At 41.8% G+C, this 21910-nt stretch carries 19 protein-coding genes; 4 read left to right on the forward strand and 15 right to left on the reverse strand.

Annotated elements, in window-relative coordinates:
- Positions 1-28: 28 nt before the first annotated feature.
- The 7 genes from MMU05_RS21620 to MMU05_RS21645 form a co-directional block, all read right to left on the reverse strand.
- Positions 29-658, reverse strand: coding sequence for a hypothetical protein (locus tag MMU05_RS21620; RefSeq protein WP_241143741.1), 630 nt, complete (start codon positions 656-658; stop codon positions 29-31).
- A 40-nt stretch (positions 659-698) separates the two neighbouring features.
- Positions 699-2165, reverse strand: a complete 1467-nt coding sequence (locus MMU05_RS21625; protein ID WP_241143742.1) for a S1 family peptidase — start codon at positions 2163-2165, stop codon at positions 699-701.
- A 293-nt stretch (positions 2166-2458) separates the two neighbouring features.
- Positions 2459-2794 (reverse strand): hypothetical protein, encoded by a 336-nt coding sequence (locus MMU05_RS21630; protein WP_241143743.1) that lies wholly within the window; start codon positions 2792-2794, stop codon positions 2459-2461.
- A gap of 49 nt (positions 2795-2843) precedes the next feature.
- Entirely contained in the window at positions 2844-3602 is a 759-nt protein-coding gene (locus tag MMU05_RS21635) for a hypothetical protein (protein WP_241143744.1), read from the reverse strand.
- Between the two features lie 144 nt (positions 3603-3746).
- A complete protein-coding gene (locus tag MMU05_RS23055; RefSeq protein WP_262917728.1) occupies positions 3747-3872 on the reverse strand; it encodes a hypothetical protein in 126 nt (41 codons plus the stop codon).
- A gap of 312 nt (positions 3873-4184) precedes the next feature.
- Positions 4185-4874 (reverse strand): NAD(P)H-dependent oxidoreductase, encoded by a 690-nt coding sequence (locus tag MMU05_RS21640; protein WP_241143745.1) that lies wholly within the window; start codon positions 4872-4874, stop codon positions 4185-4187.
- Positions 4875-5308: 434 nt separating this feature from the next.
- A complete protein-coding gene (locus tag MMU05_RS21645; RefSeq protein WP_241143746.1) occupies positions 5309-5962 on the reverse strand; it encodes a Tll0287-like domain-containing protein in 654 nt (217 codons plus the stop codon).
- Positions 5963-6139: 177 nt separating this feature from the next.
- Between MMU05_RS21645 and MMU05_RS21650 the strand changes: the two genes are divergently transcribed.
- Both MMU05_RS21650 and MMU05_RS21655 read left to right on the forward strand, forming a co-directional pair.
- On the forward strand, positions 6140-8944 hold the full coding sequence (locus tag MMU05_RS21650; protein ID WP_241143747.1) for a YCF48-related protein: 2805 nt from the start codon (positions 6140-6142) through the stop codon (positions 8942-8944).
- A gap of 205 nt (positions 8945-9149) precedes the next feature.
- On the forward strand, positions 9150-10400 hold the full coding sequence (locus MMU05_RS21655; protein ID WP_241143748.1) for a cystathionine gamma-synthase family protein: 1251 nt from the start codon (positions 9150-9152) through the stop codon (positions 10398-10400).
- A 283-nt stretch (positions 10401-10683) separates the two neighbouring features.
- On the opposite strand, the gene MMU05_RS21660 is transcribed toward MMU05_RS21655, so the two are convergent.
- The 6 genes from MMU05_RS21660 to MMU05_RS21685 all read right to left on the reverse strand — a co-directional run bounded on the left by MMU05_RS21660 (position 10684) and on the right by MMU05_RS21685 (position 17862).
- Entirely contained in the window at positions 10684-12066 is a 1383-nt protein-coding gene (locus tag MMU05_RS21660) for a peptidylprolyl isomerase (RefSeq protein WP_241143749.1), read from the reverse strand.
- Positions 12059-12961 carry a peptidyl-prolyl cis-trans isomerase gene (locus MMU05_RS21665; RefSeq protein WP_241143750.1) on the reverse strand — a complete coding sequence of 301 codons (903 nt, stop codon included), beginning with the start codon at positions 12959-12961 and terminating at the stop codon, positions 12059-12061. The genes MMU05_RS21660 and MMU05_RS21665 overlap by 8 nt, the downstream gene beginning before the upstream one ends.
- The gene (locus MMU05_RS21670; RefSeq protein ID WP_241143751.1) at positions 12915-14924 is read right to left on the reverse strand and encodes a peptidylprolyl isomerase; all 2010 of its coding nucleotides are present in this window, start codon (positions 14922-14924) and stop codon (positions 12915-12917) included. The genes MMU05_RS21665 and MMU05_RS21670 overlap by 47 nt, the downstream gene beginning before the upstream one ends.
- An 88-nt stretch (positions 14925-15012) precedes the next feature.
- Entirely contained in the window at positions 15013-15429 is a 417-nt protein-coding gene (locus tag MMU05_RS21675) for an ATP-binding protein (RefSeq protein WP_241143752.1), read from the reverse strand.
- A 3-nt stretch (positions 15430-15432) separates the two neighbouring features.
- Positions 15433-15765: an STAS domain-containing protein gene (locus tag MMU05_RS21680; protein WP_241143753.1), complete on the reverse strand. Its 333-nt coding sequence runs from the start codon at positions 15763-15765 to the stop codon at positions 15433-15435.
- A gap of 30 nt (positions 15766-15795) precedes the next feature.
- The gene (locus tag MMU05_RS21685) at positions 15796-17862 is read right to left on the reverse strand and encodes a GAF domain-containing SpoIIE family protein phosphatase (protein ID WP_241143754.1); all 2067 of its coding nucleotides are present in this window, start codon (positions 17860-17862) and stop codon (positions 15796-15798) included.
- Between the two features lie 90 nt (positions 17863-17952).
- Here MMU05_RS21685 and MMU05_RS21690 point away from each other — a divergent pair, with 90 nt between their 5' ends.
- A complete protein-coding gene (locus tag MMU05_RS21690; RefSeq protein WP_241143755.1) occupies positions 17953-18672 on the forward strand; it encodes a DUF4197 domain-containing protein in 720 nt (239 codons plus the stop codon).
- 1 nt (position 18673) lies between these two features.
- Here MMU05_RS21690 and MMU05_RS21695 read toward each other — a convergent pair whose 3' ends face one another.
- Positions 18674-18988, reverse strand: coding sequence for a DciA family protein (locus MMU05_RS21695; RefSeq protein WP_113923728.1), 315 nt, complete (start codon positions 18986-18988; stop codon positions 18674-18676).
- A 21-nt stretch (positions 18989-19009) separates the two neighbouring features.
- Positions 19010-20137 (reverse strand): radical SAM family heme chaperone HemW, encoded by a 1128-nt coding sequence (hemW, locus tag MMU05_RS21700; RefSeq protein WP_241143756.1) that lies wholly within the window; start codon positions 20135-20137, stop codon positions 19010-19012.
- 48 nt (positions 20138-20185) lie between these two features.
- Between hemW and MMU05_RS21705 the strand changes: the two genes are divergently transcribed.
- Positions 20186-21910 (forward strand): POTRA domain-containing protein, encoded by a 1725-nt coding sequence (locus MMU05_RS21705; RefSeq protein ID WP_241143757.1) that lies wholly within the window; start codon positions 20186-20188, stop codon positions 21908-21910.

A 21910-nucleotide genomic window follows, 5' to 3' on the forward strand; every position in this document is an offset into this window, starting at 1 on the left:
ACCAACTCAGGAACAACAGGAACTAATATCAGCTATCATGAAAAATTAGCTTGGGTGTCCCATCGCACAAAACAGGAAACATGATGTCTCCACGATCATTGTGGTTGAAAATAAATGTATGATCAGCCAAATCCCATTCACCCCAAGAGTTTTTTTCTGGGTCAAAAAAAGCAACATGATTATAATCTTTCCTAAATTTTACACGCTTTATTTCCTGATTGGTAGCTGGTGACCCTTTAATTCTAACTCCATAAAAATCCCATGGTCCATTTTTCCCTTCTATAAGATCAAAAATAGAAACATCCTCCGCCAACCTTTCAAACCTTGCAAAAAAAGAATGTTCTTTTCGGGACCCAACAATGGTGGACCTATCTTTTAGGTTTATATTTTGAAAAAATAATAAATTATATATTTTTCCATTTGCCTTAATAAAAAATGCATCCTCATTCCCGGGTGGCAGCAGATAAATACTAACATCTTCGTCTGTGTTGTTCTGGTAAACAAAATCTATTTGTGTGAATGAAGCGCCTTGAATTACAGATTTGATCTTTAGTTCAGAAGCTGTGCTTTTATTTACTGAAGGATAATTAAAAGTTTGAGCTTTTGACAAATTGACCATCAAAAACATCAGACAAAGAGTTAAAATTCTATTCTCCATTTCAAAAACCTGTTTAAAGGTGAACTATTACAATCAAAACTTATTCTCCAAAAATTTCAATAATTTTTCCTGTTTCATCAAATCTAAACCTAAGCTTACTCTGAATTTTTCGGTACTCTTTCTTTTCAATATGGTAAAAGGAAAAGATGGTAAACACCAAATAATTGTAATCATCCAATTTTTCAATTTTCTCAATATTGTTTATTGGTTCCTCAATGAGAGACCAAGATTTTTGATAATGTTCATAGATTTCATCACCAGTGGGATATCTTAATTCCCAGTATTTAATTACATCGTCTGAAAAGAAATTTATTATTTTGGAAAAATTCTGATCATCTTCTGATTCAATAAATTCCTTAATTGTTGTGGTAAAATCAACTGGAACCTTGTCATCATTAAATGAAGACTTAGGCACTCCGGTTTCCGATGTGGATGTTGATTTTTTTAATTCATTCGAGAAACCCGGTTTCTCATTATAAAGACTTAATAAATGGGAGGCTGGTACGCCAAAGTTAAATCCTTGACTATTTGTCACACTTGCAAAATTAATAGCAACCAACCTTCCCAAACTATTAAAAATGGGACTTCCACTTGATCCTGGTAAAGATGGAATTGAATATAGGACTTGGGTTCTGGTTATATCTTGAGTGATCTTCCCAGAATTAAACTGAGATTTTATTCCTTCTTCGGTAAGGGCAAGGCCCAAACCTCTATTATATCCAATCATATGTACATCATCATTCAAGTTCAGATCATGTTTTTCTGATAGGGTATTTATATCAAAGAATTTAATATCCGATGGAGTTTTTTTATTTTTAAGTTGAATAATGGCAAGGTCAATATCTTCCGACCTTGAATTTTCCAATGGCATACATCCTTGAAAATCTAAATCATTTTCAATAAAAGTGTCATCATATACTATACCAAGGGAAACCCGCTCAATTGTTAATGTGTATTCGTTTTCTTGAAAATTTAATAGATTGTAAACAATCTCTAATTCCATTAATTTTTTTTCAGTTACTTCATGCTTTTCAATCAATTCTTCCTTTTCTTCATAACCGAGTACATTTTGATATTCTTGATAATACTCGGCTATTTTTGTTAGAAGAGATTTGGCCTCTATAATTTCTCCTCTAATTTTGTTTCTTGCTTCTGCAAAGTGGGTACTTATATTTTGACCAATATCTATCTGATTTGCTGTTGGAAAAACAACATGACTATTTGTTGCTATTTTACCATTTCCATCAATAAAGAATCCAGTTCCAAATGATACCATTGATTTTTGGATCGCCTCCTCTTTGTCGGCCATAATTATTGGTTCATTGTTCTCAATAATAAAAAAAAGCTCAATTCCATTTTTAAAAGTTAATTTGAAGAAATACTCATTCTTAATCAAAACAACACTTCTACGATATAGATCATAAATCTCTTTGGGATCTAATGTTTTAGGTATACAGGAAAATGCGCAAAATAAAAATAAAATATTAAGTTTTATTATTCGTTTCATAAATTTAGTGGATGACGTTACAATGAATGCATAATACCTGTAATAAGCAATAGAATCTACGCCTTCATAGAGCATTAGATGCCATTTATTTTTTGTGTCTGCTATTTGAGTTTTGCTAATAATTATTTAATCATCTAATCCTTAAGGCATTAAAATTTTTTCCTAAGCACTCTGGTCACTTGAAGATTAATAGAGAAAAGTAATAGGTGGAATTTTCCAAAAAATTGGCTTAAAAAATTTCTGAGCTGTTTATCCGGGATAATTTCATTATTTCAAGGGGAATAGAAACATTATTATAATTTATGCTCTCTTTGAACAATATCTACATCATTCATAATCCTATTCTCAAACTCAAAAAGATCTATTCCAAAAAATTGATTAATTCTGGCTAAAAATCTCATCATTTCCAATTTCCAATCAACGATTCCGAGAATCGAGATATAGCCTTCATTCTTTTGCCGATGGTAATAATAAACCGAAATGTTTTTATTGAAGTATAGAAATTCAACACTATATCCGTCACCATCCACAAGACAATGAGAAAATTCGAAATTGGATAAAATCTCTTCTAAACCATTTTCCTTATCACCGCCTAGGCGTATTTTAAAATTCCACCTTCCCGTTTCCAAGAATTCTTAATTCTTCATTTCTCATTCCTAATTTCTCATTTATAATTCCCTACCCTTTCCAAACCTCCAAAACCCTCACCGCCCCTCCGCTTTTAAGGGGATAATATTGTCCATTGCTTTCTTGGAAAAAGTAGATGCCTACCATCACCGTCCCCAAATAGTCTTTGAGTACGGGGTCATAGGACATCGGAACTTCTCCTAGCAGAGTTAAGGATTCATCCTTTTTGAAATGGCTTTCCTCACCGGAGATAAAAAACTTTCCCTTGGCTTTTGGGCTCTCGGGGACTTGGACAATCCCAATCTTGACTTGAAAATGACTTGCCCCTACAGGTATGGCCTTGGGATTGAGAAAGCCTACCTGAGAGAAATCCACTTTCACCATACCCGCTTCTTGGTCTATTTCGATCGTCGGCATTTGCCCCAACAGGTTTTGAAGTTTGGCTTGCTTGGCAAATTCCTTCCCTCGAAGTAGGCTGACATCTCCGCCAAGAAGGGTTCTTTTTCCCGGCCCACGACTGCTGTCAGTCAGCATAATTTTTCTAAACGCCCCACTGAGTTTGGAATGTAAATAACCTGTATCCATTTGATACAAAAGAGTATGGGCCAGGTATCTGAATGATGAGCTGAGCGTAGAAGCCCTTCCAAATTCATCATTCATCTTTTTGGTTCCCACAAAAAACCTGCTCAACCAATACCTTTTCTTGTTTTTTTGTCTTGCCTGCCGGGCAAAATGCTTCCCATTCATCAGGTAAAATGTAATCCCCCCAAGAGTGCCTACAAACTTGGTCCAACTTGTCAGTTTAGCCATAGCTCCTTTATATCAAAGTATACCTTCCCTTACCCCTCCGTACTAGTCCCCCTACACTTTGACCGTGTTTATACCGTGTTTTCACCGTGTTGGAGAGGAATCCTAGTTCTATCCCTTAAGAGTTAAATATATACAAATGCCGGATTAGTTGTATCTCCCTGTTAAAAAATAGGGAAGGGAATAGTACATCACCACCATGGCTTCTCCACCCAATTGAGAGTGTCTCAATTGAACGGGCCATTTGCTGTTGACCGTGGTCTTTCGAACCATGAAATATATATCAAAGACATGAAAATCCGGAATCTTACTCTTAAGGAAATCCTTCAATGAAAAACTAGTGGGTGGGAAGAAATTTTACCGGGCCGGCGGTGGCCAAATGGGAGGGAGGATTAAAATTTCTTGCCTCCCGATAGCTATCGGGATGGTTACTTTTTGTGGTAAGACAAAAAGTGACGCAAGAAAAGACCATTAATCTTCAGGTTCTTGAATTGAAATATCAAACATCAAAAAAAATGCCTCTAATCGTGGACTAACAGCTGTTGACTATCGACCGTTGACCGTGGACTGTCGACTATGGACTAGTTAAAACCACTCACTCACCATCGCATCAACCTCCGTCAGTACGACCTTCAATTCCTCGTAAGATTTCCCCGATATCCCCATCAAAAACTCATGATTCGCGACCTGCATGCCGCAGAACCCAAAAATCCCAATCCCCATCAATTTCCTGACGGATTCATCCATGCCGTTTTCTTGGATAAATGATTCATCCGCATCGGTGGTCTGAATGATACTGACTTTCTTGTCTTGGAGCTTTCCCCTTATTCCTGCTACATCGGCTTCAAATGCAAATACAGGCGTAAATACCCTGTCCAAATATCCTTTCATCATCGCCGGCGGTGACCACCACCAAGTCGGATAAATCAGGATCAGGTGATTCGCCCATTGGATTTCGGCCTGTTCAGCAACCACATCTGCGGGAGTTTCTCCGGCTTGGGATTCGTACCTCTTCCACTCTTCCAGAGAAAGAATGGGATCAAAACCCATCGTGTATAAATCCCGGACTCGGACAAGGTGACCTTTTTGGATCAACCTTTCTTCCACGGTTTTGGAAATGGCGTGGTTGAAACTTTCAAGATTGGGATGCGCCAAGATGATCAGGACATGTTGCTTTTCTGTCTCAGCAAATAGATTTTGGAAGCCAAGAATGAAAGTCAAGAAAAATAGCACAGTCAATTTTTTAAAAAATGAAGGATTTAGGGATTTTTTCATGATGTAGGAGGCTAATATGGATGTGCAATGACAGGTTTCTTTCACTTTTTACCAAGATCCTATAACCGACCCATTTGGATTAATGTCAATTATAATAGGAAGCTTTGCCTTGTCACTTCCCTGCCTGTCGGCAGACAGGGACGAAGGAGAAGTCTTTAAATAAACACATTCTTCCTTCAAGATATCTCCCCCTGGTCGATATGACAAGGAGAAGTTTTTTTCACTAATTTCCCTTTTCCTATGGGCTACTTTGTACTTGGCACATGGTACTTCGTACTCATGTCACCTCTCACCACTTACCTTTTACCTTTCAATAAATCACATGGTGTCACCTCGCAATTCCACTTCCACTTCCGTCTCCCGTCTTCCGTCTCCCGTCCCGCCTGAAGCAGAATCTTGGCCAATTGCCAAAGAAGCCCCTATCCATTAGATTACTACATTTTCTTAACCACCTCTTTCTTTGGAATCCGGATGCTCCACATCCCTCTCAAGTCACCGATTTTGTGTCCTGTGGCCTTGTCTTCGGGATAGAGTTCGGCAAGGGCTTTTTGTGTTTCGGCACTGATGTCAGTTCCGGGTTTGCCATGGCAATTGAGACACATGCCATTGGGGATTTTGATGGCTTTGGTATACAAATAAACTTCCCCGTTTTCAAACTTTTGGATACTTGGATCAAGGGGAAGTTCGTTTTCGGCATTGTATTCATAGGCTTCCAATATGCCCTTTTCCTCTTCAGTCGGTTGGTCTTCTGGGTTGCGGTATTGGTTGGATACCCTGCGGATGCTGACCCCGTATTTTTGGCTTACTTCTGCCAAGATCGGAAGGGCCTGTACATTACAAAATTGGATGGCACCTGGAACCCCTTTTTCTTCGATCGCTTTTTGTAAGGCGCTGACCAATTGCTGCTGCGCTTCGGTGCTCATTTCATCCCCCCACTTCATGCCTGCCTGAAGGATGTCTGCCTCATTGAGTTTTTTGACTTCCATGCTTTTGTTTACCTCCTCAAAAACCTCCTTGCTCACCCTTTCATTTGATCCACAGGAAGATAAAAGGGAAGCCATCAACAAAAACTCGAATATTTTTTTCATTTTTTTTTCATTTAATATGGATAAAAATAAGGCTAAAAGATGAGTTAATAAAAAGTTTATTGCTGTTTGTGTCCCGAACCTACTAATCACGAAGTTTTCAAGCCTTGCTGACGATTCCGAAACCTTTCATTTTTGGTTTTAAGTCCTATTTTTGTGTTTGTTGAATCCCCATTATTGATGACAAAACGCTTCATAACTCTTCTGATTTTTATCCTTATACACTCTTTTGGCTATTCCCAAACCTGGAAAAGAGTAGGTGGTCGCGGAAACCAATTGACTGATATTTCCTGGGCAACAGAGGAAACGGGCTATGTGTCCGGCAACCAGGTTATTTTAAAAACCATAGACGGTGGATTGAGTTGGACCGAACAGGAAGCTCCCACCAAAACCAGAATGTGGGCAGTTGATTTTTTTGATGAAAACCTCGGCTTGATGGCAGGTGAAAGGGGAGAAATCTTCCGCACGACAGACGGAGGGACCAATTGGCAGCTGATCAATGTGGGTACAGACAAGACATTGCGGAGCGTGAAATTCTTAACCCAAACCCGGGCCTATGCCGTGGGTGATGGTGGAGAAGTGTACCGCTCTACCAACAGCGGACAAAGCTGGGCAAAGCAATCTGTGGGAACAACAGTCGATCTAAAGCGGGTGTTTTTTGCCAATCAGGACACGGGTTATGTGGCCACCGCAGACGGAAAAGTCGTCAGGACATTCAATTCAGGGAACAATTGGTCTATCCAAAATACCGGACAATCCATTCCACTGAATGATATTTATTTCACCTCAGGGAAAACCGGTTTTGCCGTAGGCCAAAGTGGGACAATCGTCAAAACAATAGATGCGGGAACGACTTGGAGTCAAGTGACAAGCGGAACGGAGCGCAACCTGACGGCCATGTCATTCAACAAAACCAATGTAAACTTCGGAGTAATCTTGGGGGAAAATGGAACTGTACTGAGAACAACCAATGCAGGGACGACTTTTGATGGCGTCAATATCTCCAATACACAAACCTATTTTGGGGCCAGTTTCAGAAAAACCTCCAATGTGATTTTTACCGTAGGAACCAACGGCACCATCATTTCATCTGTCAACTCCGGTGCGAATTGGGTAGTCAGGCAGACAGGATTGGATGTCAATTATAGAGCGACACAGTTTAGGACCGCGACGCTTGGGTATATCGTGGGGGACAGGGGTTTGTTTTTGGTCACCTCCAACGGTGGCACCACCCTTACCAACAGGTCTAGGCCTGTATCCGGTGCATTTCACGACTTGGCTTTCACGACCAATGCTTTTGGCTATATCGTGGGAGATAATGGCGTTGCTCTTAGGACTGCAAACTCCGGCGCAAACTGGACTTCCCTGAATCCCCCTGCAGATAATACCATTTACGGATTACACTTTTTTAACAATGCCTCCGGCTATGCGGTGGGCGAAAACGGATTTATGGCCAAAACCATAGACTCCGGTGTGATTTGGGAAAAGCTATCCGTCGGCGGAACTACAGAGCGACTCCGAGACCTGGTATTTTTTGATAATCTCACAGGTCTGGTCATCGGAAAAAATGGATTTTTGGCTAGAACAGTAGACGGGTCGCAGTGGCAGAAGATAAATGTCCCTACTACAGAAGACCTGTTTGATTTGGATACCCTGGACCTCAATTCTGCTGTAGTGGTAGGAAACAACGGTACCATTTTAAAAACCGTTGACCGGGGAGTTTCTTGGTCCAAAATCAATTTGACTGAGACGAGAAACCTTGCAGCTGTAGAATTTTTGGACGAGTCTATAGGTTTTATTGCCGGGGAAAAGGGGCTAATGATGATGACCCGGGATGGGGGACTCACTTGGACCAACATGCCTACCGGAACATTCCAGGACTTTGCGGGGATCAGTTTCGGCAGTTTGAGCAGTGGCTTTGCCGTGGGGGAAAACGGGTCCTTATTCAACTATAGCTGTCAGGTCCCTGAAATGCCGACGGTTATTTTTGGGGAAAACAATATCTGTATCAGCCAACAAGTCTATCAGGTTCAAAACACCGATGCCGATGCTATTTTTGAATGGCGTGTCGATGGCGGTACTATTTTGGAAGGACAGGGCACGAGTAGGATTGTAGTAAGGTGGGATGCACCGGGAAGAAATGCGGTTTTGGTAAGAGGGGTAAACAACTGCGGCAACGGCGGGACCAAAGGCCTTGAAGTCTTGGTTTCTACCACACCAAAAAATATTACCGAAATCCAGGGTGAGGGAGTGGTATGTATCCAAGGTTCTGTGGAATACATGGTCAACGATGTCCCCGGCACAATTTTCATTTGGGAACTCACCGGTGGAAATATCACAGAAGGGCAGGGAACTGCCAAAGTTAAGGTTCAATGGACGGAAGGAGGATTGAAGGAGTTAAAGATCAAACCAACCAATCCATGTGGGGAAGGCACATTTTTCTCAAAAAGCATTCAGGTAATTGCGCCGCCAAGTAAAACTTCCGATATCACCGGTCCTGAGAGAGTGGGCTTGACAGAGGAAGTTTACGAAGTGACCAATATTGCGGACGTCAATTTCCAATGGCTTATCAGTGACAATGCTGCAGAAATAATTTCAGGACAGGGAACCAACAAGATCACTGTTTTATGGAAAAAGCAGGGGGACTTTACCATATCCGTAAAGGCAATGAACAGCTGTAATTCAGGCCCAGAAACTACTTTGGAGGTGAATGTCAATTTCATCACCAGCGTGCAGCCTGAGCCTTCCGGTTCCAAAACCAAGATCTACCCGAATCCATCCCAAGGGGATGTTTGGGTTTCTTTTGAAGGTATCTATGGGGTCAGCCTGATAAAAATTGCTGACATCATGGGCAAGGAAATCCAGGAAACCAAACCGGAGATGGGAGTGGAAACCATAGTCTTCAGGGCACTTCCCAAAGGATTGTATATCATCACCATCAGAAGCAGGGAAAAAGAGTACAAACACAAACTTTTGGTAAGATAATTTTTTCCTTATTTTAAGGAACTGGGGGCGTCCCAAAAATGAAGTAATTGAAATTAAATTTCTCAATTTAAGAAATGGCAATTTTATCTTCTGTTTTTAAGGAATGATTATAAAGTTTTGACTATAAAATCAGAATAATATTTTTTTATCTCTATTGACAATATTCAATAATTTATTGTCATTTGCCTGCATAAACCCAAATGAAATGCAAGAGAGATATTTCCAGCCTGAGAGTTTGATGATGACTCACGGGTATAAGCCTGAATTGTCCGAGGGGGCTGTAAAGTGCCCTATTTTCCAAACCAGTACTTTTGTTTTTAAAACAGCCGAAGAAGGCAAAGCCTTTTTCCAGGTGGCCTATGGCAAAAGAGAAAAAGAACCCAACGAGGAGTTGGGATTGATCTACAGCCGACTCAATAACCCCGATTTGCAGATTTTGGAAGAGCGCTTATGCCTTTGGGATCAGGTAGAGGAATGTGCGGTGTTTGAGAGTGGGATGTCTGCTATTTCCACGGTCATGTTGGAGTTTTTGAGGCCCGGGGATGTATTGCTATACAGCAAACCTGTCTATGGCGGCACGGACCACTTTATCAACAAGGTACTTCCCCAATATGGCATCAATGGTGTTGGATTTACCGCAGACCAATCTTCTGCCGAAATACTCGAGAAGGTTACAAATATGGGATTGGCGGCAAATGTAAAAATGGTCTACGTCGAAACCCCTGCCAATCCGACCAACGCACTTTTTGACCTATCTGTCTGCAGGGAAGTTGCCGACAGCCTTAGCTCCGCTGAAAAAGAAGTGGTGGTCTGTGTGGACAATACCTATATGGGACCGCTTTGGCAGCATCCGCTGAAGCATGGTGTGGATTTGATAGTGTATTCCGCGACCAAATATATCGGCGGGCATTCTGACCTGATCGCCGGAGCTGTTTTGGGCAATTCCAAGCATATGAAGCGGGTGAGGACGCTAAGGACATTTCTTGGGAATATGGCGGGCCCTTGGACAGGATGGCTGTTGATGAGGAGTCTCGAGACACTCAAAGTCAGGATGACCAAGCAGGCAAGCAATGCCGTGGAGGTGGCGGATTTTCTAAAATCACATCCAAAAGTCGAAAAGGTATATTACCTCGGACACCTTGAGCCGGGAGACCCACAGTATGACATCTTCAAAAAACAACAGACCTGTGCCGGCGCGATGCTCTCATTTGATATCAAAGGAGGAGAAAAGGAAGCGTTTTTGTTTTTGAACAACCTCAAGCTTATGAAGCTTGCCGTATCCTTGGGCAGCACAGAATCCCTTGCGGAGCATCCGGCTACTATGACGCACAGTGATGTATCCGAAGACGACCGCAAACTTCTCGGCATCAGTGAAAAGTTGGTCAGGCTTTCTATTGGTGTGGAGCACCACTCGGATATCATTTGGGATATCCAACAGGCATTGGAAAAAGTATAAAAAAAAAAGAGCTTCCCAAATCGGGGAGCTCTTCTCTTTTAATTTCAAGATTGGTATGAATCTTTGAATTCAGACTATTCTGCCAGTGCCTAAACTAAACTACCGATGCCGAAATTGTCGGGGTCGTCATTCTGAACCGCAGCTTGCGGATCCCGACAGCCGTACGGGAGAAGAATCTCATTAATCTTTGAGACTCTTCGCTACACTCAGAGTGACGAGACAGCGTCAGTTGATTTGCAATTGCCGTGGCCGTGGCCGTGGACTATGGACTGTGGACTATTGATTACTTTTTCCCCAACACATCGCACCTGTCATAGGCGGGATCTATATCCATGAAAACATCTTCTTTTGCGGTGACAAACCATCGGCTCAGGATACCCTCTTCTTTCTTTCTTTTGGTGGCGGCCTTCATTTTTTCATAATCGTCCTCCAGATTAGCCCTGTGTGCCGGAAACCTTTCTTTGTAGAAGAGTATCCTGACCTGTGGTCCTTCCCTTTCGGTTTCAAATCGGATTGGTGGCGTGATAGTGCCGACTTTCATACTGTCCAAGGTGAAGTATAAAACAGGATCATCAAGCGTCCTAAGTGTAAGCCTGCTTGAATTGTTGTTGGGATCCACAAAAAACCCGCCATTGTCAGAGGTTGCCCTGTCTTCGGAGTTTTCTTTTGCAGCTTTTGCAAAATCTATTTTTCCTGAAACGATAGCTGTCCTGAGGCTGTCAAGGAACCTTTCGGCATCGGCAATATCCTGTTCGGAAGGTTCAGGTCTTATTAGGATATGTCGGGTATTGAAAGTATTTCCTCTTTTTTCCAGAAGCTGTATCATGTGAAAACCAAAAGTGGTTTCCACGGGATCGCTGATTTCAAGTACATTCATGCCAAGTGCTGTTGCTTCGTACTCGGGTGCAAGTTCACCTCTTCTGAAAAATCCCAACTCACCACCCAAAGGTGCTGATCCGGGGTCTTGCGAATATTGCTTTGCAAGGGTCTGAAAATCAGCTTTCCCCTCCATGATCTGATTTTTGAGCTCCCGGAGTTGGGCAGTAATATCGTTTTTTACCTTTTGGTTTACTTGGGGTTTTTTGACGATCTGTCCCACTATTACCTCGGCTGAAAAGAAGGGAAGCGAATCTCTCGGAATATCATTGAAAAATTTGCGGACGTCAGCAGGAGAGATAGATAGCCCCTCAGTGATTTTTGCCTGCATTTTTTGGACAATGAGCTGCTCCTTCAGCATGTCATGTATCTCCGTTTTCAATTGTTCGGCAGTCTTTCCGTAAACTTCGGCAAGCATGGCTTCGTCTCCGCCAAACTGCTGCATCACCATGGAGAACCTTTGGTCAGCAGAGAACATCACCTCTGCATCTGTGACCATGACGGAGTCGATCTCCGCCTTGGCTATCATCATTTTATTGATGAGCAATGACTCAAACACTTCGCACCTCGTGGGAGGCTGTATGTCCTGTTGGGATTGGGCAAGGGCTTCAATGTAGGTTTTTTGTACATCGGACTCCAACAGAATGTAATTGTTTACTTTGGCTACTATTTTATCCAATACCTGACCCGAGGGTGGGGGAGTTTCTGTTTTTACTTCCGTCTGTGCTATTACCTGAATGGTGATCAGGTTCAGTAAACAAACAGCCAGTAAATAATTTAATCTACTCATATATTTTGAATTCATTTTTTTCAAGTGCTCGGTTATAAACTTCTTTCTGTAATTGATCGACGAGTTCAACCCTTCTTTTGTTGATCAGGATTTTGGTTATTTCATCCCTGACAAATTCGAGTGGTGGAACCTGTTCCTGCAATTTGTATTCCAATATCCTGAAATAATACCTGTACCGGTCGTCATCAGTAATTACATGCTTGTTGTTTCGGACCAGTTCCACCTTGTTGGGATGGTTGGACAAAGGCGTATTGATAATGATGTCATCCAACTTGACCCAAGTGGAATCTTCAAGAAAATGGTTTGCACCGGAACTGACTGCCAAGGCTTTAAATGCATCTTGGTCTTTTTGATTCTGTGACCGGATCAACCTTTCAATCTGTCGGTTTTGCGGGGACTCTTTTTCGATTTTCACAAAATTCACCCTGACAATAATTTCCTTCAGGCTGAAATTTACTTTATTGATCTGATAGTAATCTTCGATTTCCTGTTGACTGACTTCGTTGTTCAGGTTTTCCGTCACATACTTTTTTTCAAATTCATAGACCATCAGGGCATACTTATAGTCCAGAAGTTTCCTGTTGATTTCAGCTTCGTCAAAAGCCATTGATTTGCCCGCTTCTTTGATAAGGAGTTGCTTTCTTACCCAAGACTGAACATACCTTTCAGCGATATTTGCACTGTCCTCCTTGGATTTGCTTTCGGACTTGATGAATGAAAGTTCTGAGAGGTGCAAATTTTGGTTGCCTACCGAAGCGATTATTTGGTCTTCTTCGGCATTTCCTTCGGATTTGAACCTGAAGAAATCACATGCTCCGATGGTTGCCAAAAGGAGGATAACCAAAAGACTACTTCGCCACTGCAAGGTCAAATATTTTCTGTTTTTCTGTTTCATTGATCTTGACAGCGTATTTCTCCTTCAGGGTGGAGATCAGTTGCTTGTCCAGAAATTCCTGATAGTTCTGTATCACCTTGCCACGGGTTTCTTCAAATTTCTTTGGTCCGGGCAATACCTTTTCCCCCAATACCACCATGTAGGTTTTGTTTTCCAGCCTCAGCTCTTGAAAATTAAGCGCGATATTTGCATTTTTCAGGATAGGATGCTGCTGCCATTCAAAGATGCCCTCGGATACTGTAAAGGCCAAAGGATTGTTGATCAGGAAGGTATTTTCCAAACGGTCAACCAAATTGGGCTGGTATTTTTTGTCTGACAAAAATTTACGGACTGAAGGAATGCTTTCTTCTTTGGCCATCGTAAGTATCAAGGCCTGAATTCTTTCATTCCATTGGTATCTTGAAATATTCTCCTGATAGAAGTTTACCTGACCCAAGCTGTCTTCGATGGCTTTTTGCCAAACTTGCTCATTCATCAGGGAGAAAAGCAGGATTCCGTCTCTGTATTCCTGAATCATAAGCCTGTATTCCTCATTATTGGTCATCAGGTCATTGATCTCGGCTTCCTGAAGCTTGATTTCAACATACTTGTCAAACCAGGTTTTGAAATAATTCTGGGGATTGGTCCGAACGACTTGCTTGTCTTCTGCAATGAAATCCAATAGACCTTTCACTGTTTTTGGATTTTTATTGATGCTGAACAAAACCGAATCCAACAGATTTTTTGATTCAAGGATTTCTGCTATCTCCTGCCTTGAAGTTGTTGTAAACAGGCCATTGACCGAATCTACCAACACTTCATTTTCAACAAATCCATATTTTGATTTTTGGATAGCCACTACCTGTGATTGGATCAGGGTGGACCTGCTGTCTCTCAGAATCCTGGATTTGATGGAAGATTCCATTTCCTCATAGCTTGCAAGGGGCTTCTTGCCTTCCAATCTGATGATATGGTATCCAAAAGGCGTTTTGACGGGAGATGAGATTTCACCTTCTTCCTGTAGGGAAAAGGCGGTTCTTTCAAATTCGGGAATGACTGAACCCAAGCCTATCCAAGGCAAGGAACCTCCTGTATTTTTGGTGCCTGAATCTTCAGAATATAGCTGACATATTTCTTCCCAAGAGCTCTCTGGTTTTTGTAGTTCGGTGTAGATTTCACTTACTTTTCTTAAAATCCTTTCCTCTGTGACAGGATCATTTCCTTGAGAGCGGACCAATATATGGGAAACTTTCACTTCGCCGGGATTAGGCTGTCGGTCTTCCAATTTGATGATATGATACCCGAAATTGGTCAAAATAGGATCTGAAATCTGACCTATCTGCATGGAATAAGCGGCGTCCTCAAAAGAGGAAACCATTTGTAAAGCGGTAAAATAACCTAGGCTTCCCTTATTGTCCTTTGCCGAAGGGTCATCGGAATGCTCAAATGCCAATTCATTGAAGTCAGCACCGTTTTCAGCTTCCTCTTTGAGTTTCAATGCCATTCTCAATACAGAAATCGTATCTGCCTGACTGGCATTGGGAGGAAACTGCAACAGGATGTGACTGGCTTTGACTACTTCCTTCATCCGGCTGTAAGCTTTCATGAGCTCACCTTCCTGAAGGGAGTTTTTAATCAAAAATGGCTGTGTCAGGTCGTCTTTGAATACTTCAAATTCCCTTTCAAACTCTACTGTTTTGTCCAATCCAAGGCTTTCCGCCTCTTTGACTTTGAGTTTGTAATTGATGAAGAGGTCAAGGTTTTCAAAAAATTCCTCTTCAGAAATCTTGTTCTCAGAATTTTTGAATTCCCTGTTTTTGGACAACATATGCAAAAATTCATCGCCGAATACCGCATTGTCACCAATGGCCAATAGTGGCGAAGGTGCGTCATCCTGTATTTCTACCGGCGCAACTGTTGATTTCGGGCTGCATGAAAATGCTAAAATCAGGAGTAAATAAAGAAATCGACTTATATTAATCATAAATGAAATGCCGGAAAACAAGTGCAATGTTACAAATTAAATTGAAAAATTTGGACGGCTCTGACTAATAAGATGCCTGAATTAACAATTATTTGGAATTGAGAATTTTATACAACCTGCAGATATTTTTGTTTTCAAAGGATTCAAACTCGATTTTATCCATAATCCTTTTCACCAGAATGATGCCGAGGCCACCTTTTCTTTTGGATTTGATGACCTGGGATATCTCAGGTTCCCGATATTCCAGGATATTAAAACCTTTGCCAAAATCCAGGATTTCAAAAACAATCAGTGCTTTGGAAGAAATCACATTGAGGTCAATAAATTCATTGGAATTGCAGTCATGGGAATGGATGATCAGATTGGCACACACTTCTTCCACGGCCAAGATCACCTGATGCTGCTCAATTTCTGACAGCGGAGTCTGTTTTAGAATTGCTTCTAAAAACTGTCTCAACTCAGACAATTGGGCAGTATCGCAATATAATCTTAATTGGGAATTCATAATTTAACCCTCCAGGGCTTCTTCTTTAGTGGGCCTAATAATGATCAGTTGGTCCAGTCCAAGGATATGAAACACTTGGAAAACCTTATCCTTCAGGGCGAAAATGACCATTTTGACATTGTTTTCTTCAAACTCATCGAGGTAGGACATGAATACGCCCAATCCCGCCGAGGAGATATAATCCAGTGCTGCACAGTCAATCAAAATGCTTTTTGCCCCTTCCTGAACCACCTCGCTGATGGCAGCATCCAATTCGACAGAGTTGCTTGCATCTATCTCTCCTGTCAGAATGAGAGTCCAAATGTCATTTTCTAAACGTTTTTCTATGTTAAGCATCTTCGTAATTACGGTTTTGTCAATGATTGGTTATGGGTTAAACTTGATCACCATGATCGAAAAGTCATCATCAGGTATCCCTCCCTCACCCACAAACTGGTATACTTGGTTGATTATCCTTTCTTGGATTTTGTCTGCACTTAGATTTTTGTATTTCTCAAAAGTCGATTTGAGTTTATCATAGCCAAACTCCTCTCCTTTTTTATTGGTCGCTTCAATGATGCCGTCGGTATACAAAACAAGAATATCCTCTTTTTCAAAACTGAACTCTGACTCGTGGATGTAATTCCTGTAATTGGCATTCCTTACTATTCCCAATCCCAATCCATCAGCACTCAGGTATGCGGCCTTGTCCTGACTGTGGTCATAAAACAAGGTTGGACAATGTCCTGCACGGCTGTATCTGATCGTTTGTTGGCTGGTATCCAACAGAAAGTAAGAAGTGGTGATAAAGTGGTTCCTTTCCAGACATTGGCTCAAGGCAATATTTGCTTTGTACAAAAATTCCCCCGGGTTTGGTTTAAGCTGCACCAGACTGTGGAATATGCCTTTCATCTGTGACATGTTGAATGCCGCCGAAGTACCTTTGCCGGAAACGTCTCCGATAATAATGGCAAATACACCTTCATCCAGGTCTTTGGTTTCATAAAAATCTCCGCCGACTTCGTCTGCTGCGACAGAAAATCCGCAAATCTCAAATTTCTCATTGTGGTGAAGCTCCTTGGGCAATAAACTCTGCTGTACCCGCTGCGCAATTTTTAACTCCTCTTTGTACCTTTCTGTTTTGATGGCTTCATTCAGCAGCCTGTAATTTTCCACTGATATGGAGGCCTGTCCGACAAATGTGGTGATGATATTGATCATTTCTTTGTTGAACCCATCCCGCACTTCTTTGACCAGATACATCCTTCCGATTGTTTTTTTATTGACTACCAATGGAATCAAAAATGCCGATTTGTAAATGTTATGGGGGATTTTTCCGTAAAATTTCTTGGTATCATTGTCCTCCAGAGACCAATCAAACTCCGAAAATGGCTTGATGGTTTGGAACAAAGCCACAATCTCCTCACGGATTTCTTCATCAATAAACCTCTTCTGGATCATTTGGGGAATATTGTCTTTGTCCAAAATCTCCAGCCAACCCCCGTCGGCATAGGAAGCACTCATGCTAGAGTCAATCAATATATCCAAAACCTGGCTTTCGTCCTGTCCGGGTTTGATGGATTGGCTGAGCCGCTGAAAATTGATGGCCTCCACCAGCTTTTGTTCAAAAACAGAAGAAGTCGGCAGATTGAAAAGCGTTACTAGAAAACTGAACAGCGCATAGATAAATACAAAGGCAAAAAGCCCAATCAAAAATAAATTGTCAGTCAGGTTGACAAAAGAAGTGACACCGATGTCGCTGTATGACGATAAACTGGAAAACAGAAATGTGGTACAGACTAAGATTATAACCAGAAAAAGAATGGATTTCCATTTTTCCTTGAAAGTCAGGTAAGGAATCCACTTCAGGTTGACAGAGAGTGAAGCAGAAAATATCGAGAGGAAAACCAATCCAAAAATGAAGCTGTAGTCGAAGTCGTTTTTGTTGATGAATACAAAAAACATACTCATCAGCATCAAAACCTCAAAAGCTTGCCATTGCTGCACCACCTTTTTGGATTTTTGATACAGGATCAGGTGCTTCCAAAGCAAAGAGGTAGAGATCAGAAAAAGTGTAATAAAAGCGAAATTGACATGGTAGAAGAAATTACTCAGTAATGGATCCGAACCCAATTTGCTTTCTCCTAACATCAAGTAAAAAATGCTGATTCCAAATGAAATGAGTGTCGCCAAAAGCCCTGTCGAAACTCCCCGCCAGATAAGGTTGAGAAAATCAATGTTTTCGTTTTTATTGATCGAATAGTTGTAAAAAATATAGACAAGAATAAAGAACAGGATTTCAAGAATGTAGGATATCTCGGGAGCGAGGGTATTTTCCATCTGATTTACTGATTGGAAAATCCTCGTGATGTCTACAAAAAGCAAAGCCAACCAAGTAAGGATGGCCACCAAAATACTTATTTTACCGATATTTGGAGTAGGGAGTTTAAGCATTCTTGGAATTTGAATACAATAATACTGAAACAAACTTAATTTTCCTGACAGCGTTAAATGCCATAAGTCTAAATAAATGTTAAAAACCCTATGCGATTTTACAAGATTTCTTTTCTGATATTTTTTGTTTTTCTATACAGTTGCTCCTCCGCCCAAATCAATAAACTGATCAAAGATGTCACCTCCGGACAGATTCCTTTGTCTCAGGATGAAGTTGCTGCGGGATTGAAAGAGGCGCTCGAGCAGGGAATAGTGAAAGGGACTGACCTTGCCTCAAAGACCGATGGCTACTTCAAAAACGAATTGATCAAAATAATGCTTCCTGAGGATGCCCAAAAAGTAGAAAAAACCCTCCGGAATATGGGTTTGGGCAGCGAAGTGGACAGGGCCTTGCTTGCCATCAACCGCGGTGCGGAAAGCGCAGCCATCGAGGCAAAGCCGATTTTTGTGAATGCCATCAAGCAGATGAATATCCAGGATGCGCTCGGAATATTGAAAGGAGAACCCACTGCGGCCACGGACTTTTTGAAAAGGACGACCAATGCCCAATTGGTGGAGCTCTTCAAACCTAAAATCCAGGCATCTTTGGATGAAGTCGGTGCCACCAAGTATTATGGAGACCTAGCCAATTCCTACAATAAAATCCCGCTTACCAAGCAAAAAGTCAATCCTGACCTGAATGCCTATGTGACCCAAAAGGCCATTGACGGTTTGTTTGTGCTGATTGCCGAGGAAGAAAAAAATATCCGCGAGAATCCCTTGGGAAGGACTTCAGACCTGATGAAAAAGGTTTTTGCGCAGCAGGATTGATTTAGAGGAAAACAACATCTTCAATCACCCCTTTGCCAAACTTGGATTCGATCAGTTCCATGACTTTGGTCCGGTTCATTTTCAGTTCGTTCTTGACAGGTCCGGAGCTGATTTTTACAAAAAGTTTCTTTTCCTTGATATACAGGCCGGTGGTGCGGGAGGCTACCATTTTGCCCATCAGTTCCGGCCAGGCCTGCAAAAGCAACCTTTCGTCAAACTTGTCTTTGAGCCGGTAAGCTTTCAGCAAATCATCAAAAGCCTCCTTCAGCGGTGTCGCTTCTTTCTTTCTTCCTCCGTTGTTGCCATACTTTTCCATCATGTCCAAAGGTAATTTTATTTAAGGTAAAAAAAGAGATTCAGCAATGCTGTCTGCCAACAATCTTCCTTTTTTGGTCAGGATAATTTTGTTGGTTTCTTCCAGAATGAGTTTTTCTTGCCTTAACATCTTGAAGGTATCTTTTTTCAAATCTGTCAGATCATACCCCGAATTGTCCTTTAGATAAGTCAGGTCCGTTCCCCAAATGGTTCTCAATGACGTGAGAATGTAATCGTTGGCAGCATCTTCATTACTCAGGATTTCTTTGGCGTATATGCTTTCCCCGGTTTTCAGCTTTTTGATGTATTGGACATTGTGGGCAATATTCGATCCCCGGCTTTTGCCGTCAAAAGAATGCGCACTTGGGCCGATTCCCAGATAGGGGACGCCAAGCCAATAATTGGTATTGTGGAGGGCAAACTGTCCGGGCTTCCCAAAGTTAGAAATCTCGTATTGGACATAGCCGGCATCTTCCATGGAATGCATGAGGATTTCAAACTGTTCGGCTGCAAAATCCTCCGAGGCGGCGATGTATTTTCCTTTTTTGTGCCAATTTCCAAGCGCTGTCTTCGGCTCGACAGTCAGGCAATAGCTGCTGATATGTCCAGGATTTTGGGACAATGCGATCTCGAGGTCTTTTTTCCAGATATCATGGTTGGCGGAGGGAAACCCATAGATCAAATCCACAGATAACTTTTCAAATCCTGTTGACTTGGCGGATTCGATGGCTTTCAATGATTCCTCCGCTGTATGTGCACGGTTATAAAATTTCAGGATCTCGGGGTTGAAGGTCTGTATACCTATGCTCAACCTGTCGATTCCCAGAGCTTTCCAGTTTTGGAGGTTTGAAGTACTGAGGTCGTCGGGATTTGCCTCCAGCGTCACTTCTTCCAAATCCAAAGGATACCATTTGGTGACTGTATCCAAGATTTTTTCCAAATGGGATTTAGAAAGTAAAGAAGGCGTACCACCGCCAAAATATATTGTCCTGATCGGATTTCCTTGAGGAAGGAAATCTTTTCTTCCCTCTAATTCCACGCAGATAGCGTCTACCATTTCCTCGATCAGGTCTTTGTTGGTACTAAAGTGAAAATCACAATAGTGACAGGCCTGCTTACAAAAGGGGATATGGATGTAGATACCGGACAATTTATTTACTTTTAGCCTTCAAAGATACTTAAACCTAGCCGGTCAAAGGTGAAAAGAATCCTCATTTTCCTGATTCCATTATTTTGCGCATTTGCTTCTCCCGGATATTCCCAGGGAGGAAAATGGTTCCGTTGGGAATTGTCGGGAGCTTTGGCAGTTCAGGAAGAGCAGGTTTTTAGGGATTCTGTGGAGGTTTCTAATTTTATCAGAGGAAAATACCAAGAGTTATATGGCTTGGGATACCTGGCGCCTTTGGAAACCTTGGTAAAATCCACACCGGATTCACTTTGGATCAAAGTGGATACAGGTGAAAGGTTTGAATGGGTAGTGCTGAGGCCCGGCAATGTTGACCCTGTCCTGATGGTCAAGGCGGGTGTGGACCTGAGAAGGTTTTCACGAAGGCCTTTTGATTACCGGCAAATCTCAAGACTTTTTGAATCCTTATTAAAGGAATCGGAAAATAGGGGCTATCCTTTTGCGGCGGTCAGGATAGACAGTCTGGAAAGAAGCGGTAAAGGTTTTTCCGGTGCTTTGGATCTGGATTCCGGTCCAATGATAACTTTTGATTCCCTTAAAATCACCGGAGGGACCAAAACCAAGCCGGAGTTTCTTTCCCGTTTTTTACAGATCAAACCGGGACAGGTTTTTTCGCAGAAAAAAATCGATGAGGGAATCCGACAAATACGCGGACTGCCTTATCTCCGTTGGTCCGGAGAACCGGAACTCAGTTTTCAGAATGAGCAAGCGACGGTGTACCTTCCGATTGAAGACCGAAGAATCAATTCTATTGATGGCATCATCGGTTTTTTACCCAATGAAAATGAAGGGGGAAAACTGTTGGTTACAGGTCAGTTTGATATTGCATTATATAATGTAGCCGGAACAGGGCGGAATTATGAACTGCATTGGCAGCGGTTCAACCAACTTTCACAGACCCTCAAGATTGCCGGGTTTGAGCCTATGCTGTTGGGTTCAAACATCGATGCCAGCCTTTCTTTTTCGCTGTTGAAGGAAGACACCACTTTTCTGAACCGGGATTTTAGACTCAATTTTGGGTATAGATTTAGTTCAGACGGGTATCTCAGTTTTTTTACAAGACGTCAGGCGGGAGACTTGCTTGCAGTCAATGGACTTGAAGAAATCACCCAACTGCCGGATGCAGGTGATTTCAGGTTCAATAACTACGGGCTCAACTACCGACATATCTGGTTGGATGATGTTTTTTTCCCGAGACGAGGAGCTTTGGCCCAAGTTGAATTTGCCATTGGCAACAAAAATATATTGCAGAATACGGGCCTTCCGCCTGAGCTGTACGAAGGCATTGAACCCAAAACCCTGCAGTATTATATGGAGGCAAAGTTGGAGAAGCATTTTTATCTCTCTCCCCGTTGGGGAATTTTCACCAGATTGGCAGGTGGAACGGTAGAAAACAAAAATTTGCTGTTGAATGATTTGTACAGAATTGGTGGACTTCAGAGCATCCGGGGATTCAATGAGAATTTCTTTTTTGCTGACAAATACCTCTATCTCAATTTTGAGCCAAGGTTTTATTTTGATACCTACTCTTATTTTATGATTTTTGCCGATATGGGAAGACTAGAAAACAGCGTTCAAGGTTTTGGCCTAGATCAAACCTTCTCCGCAGGGATGGGATTCAGCCTTGAAACAGGTAATGGGGTTTTCAATTTCATTTATGGTCTCGGACGTTCAAACACGCAGGATTTTTCTTTCAACCTTTCCAAAGTCCACTTTGGATATACCGGTAGATTCTAA

This window comes from Cognataquiflexum rubidum (assembly GCF_022538115.1).
GTDB lineage: Bacteria > Bacteroidota > Bacteroidia > Cytophagales > Cyclobacteriaceae > Cognataquiflexum > Cognataquiflexum rubidum.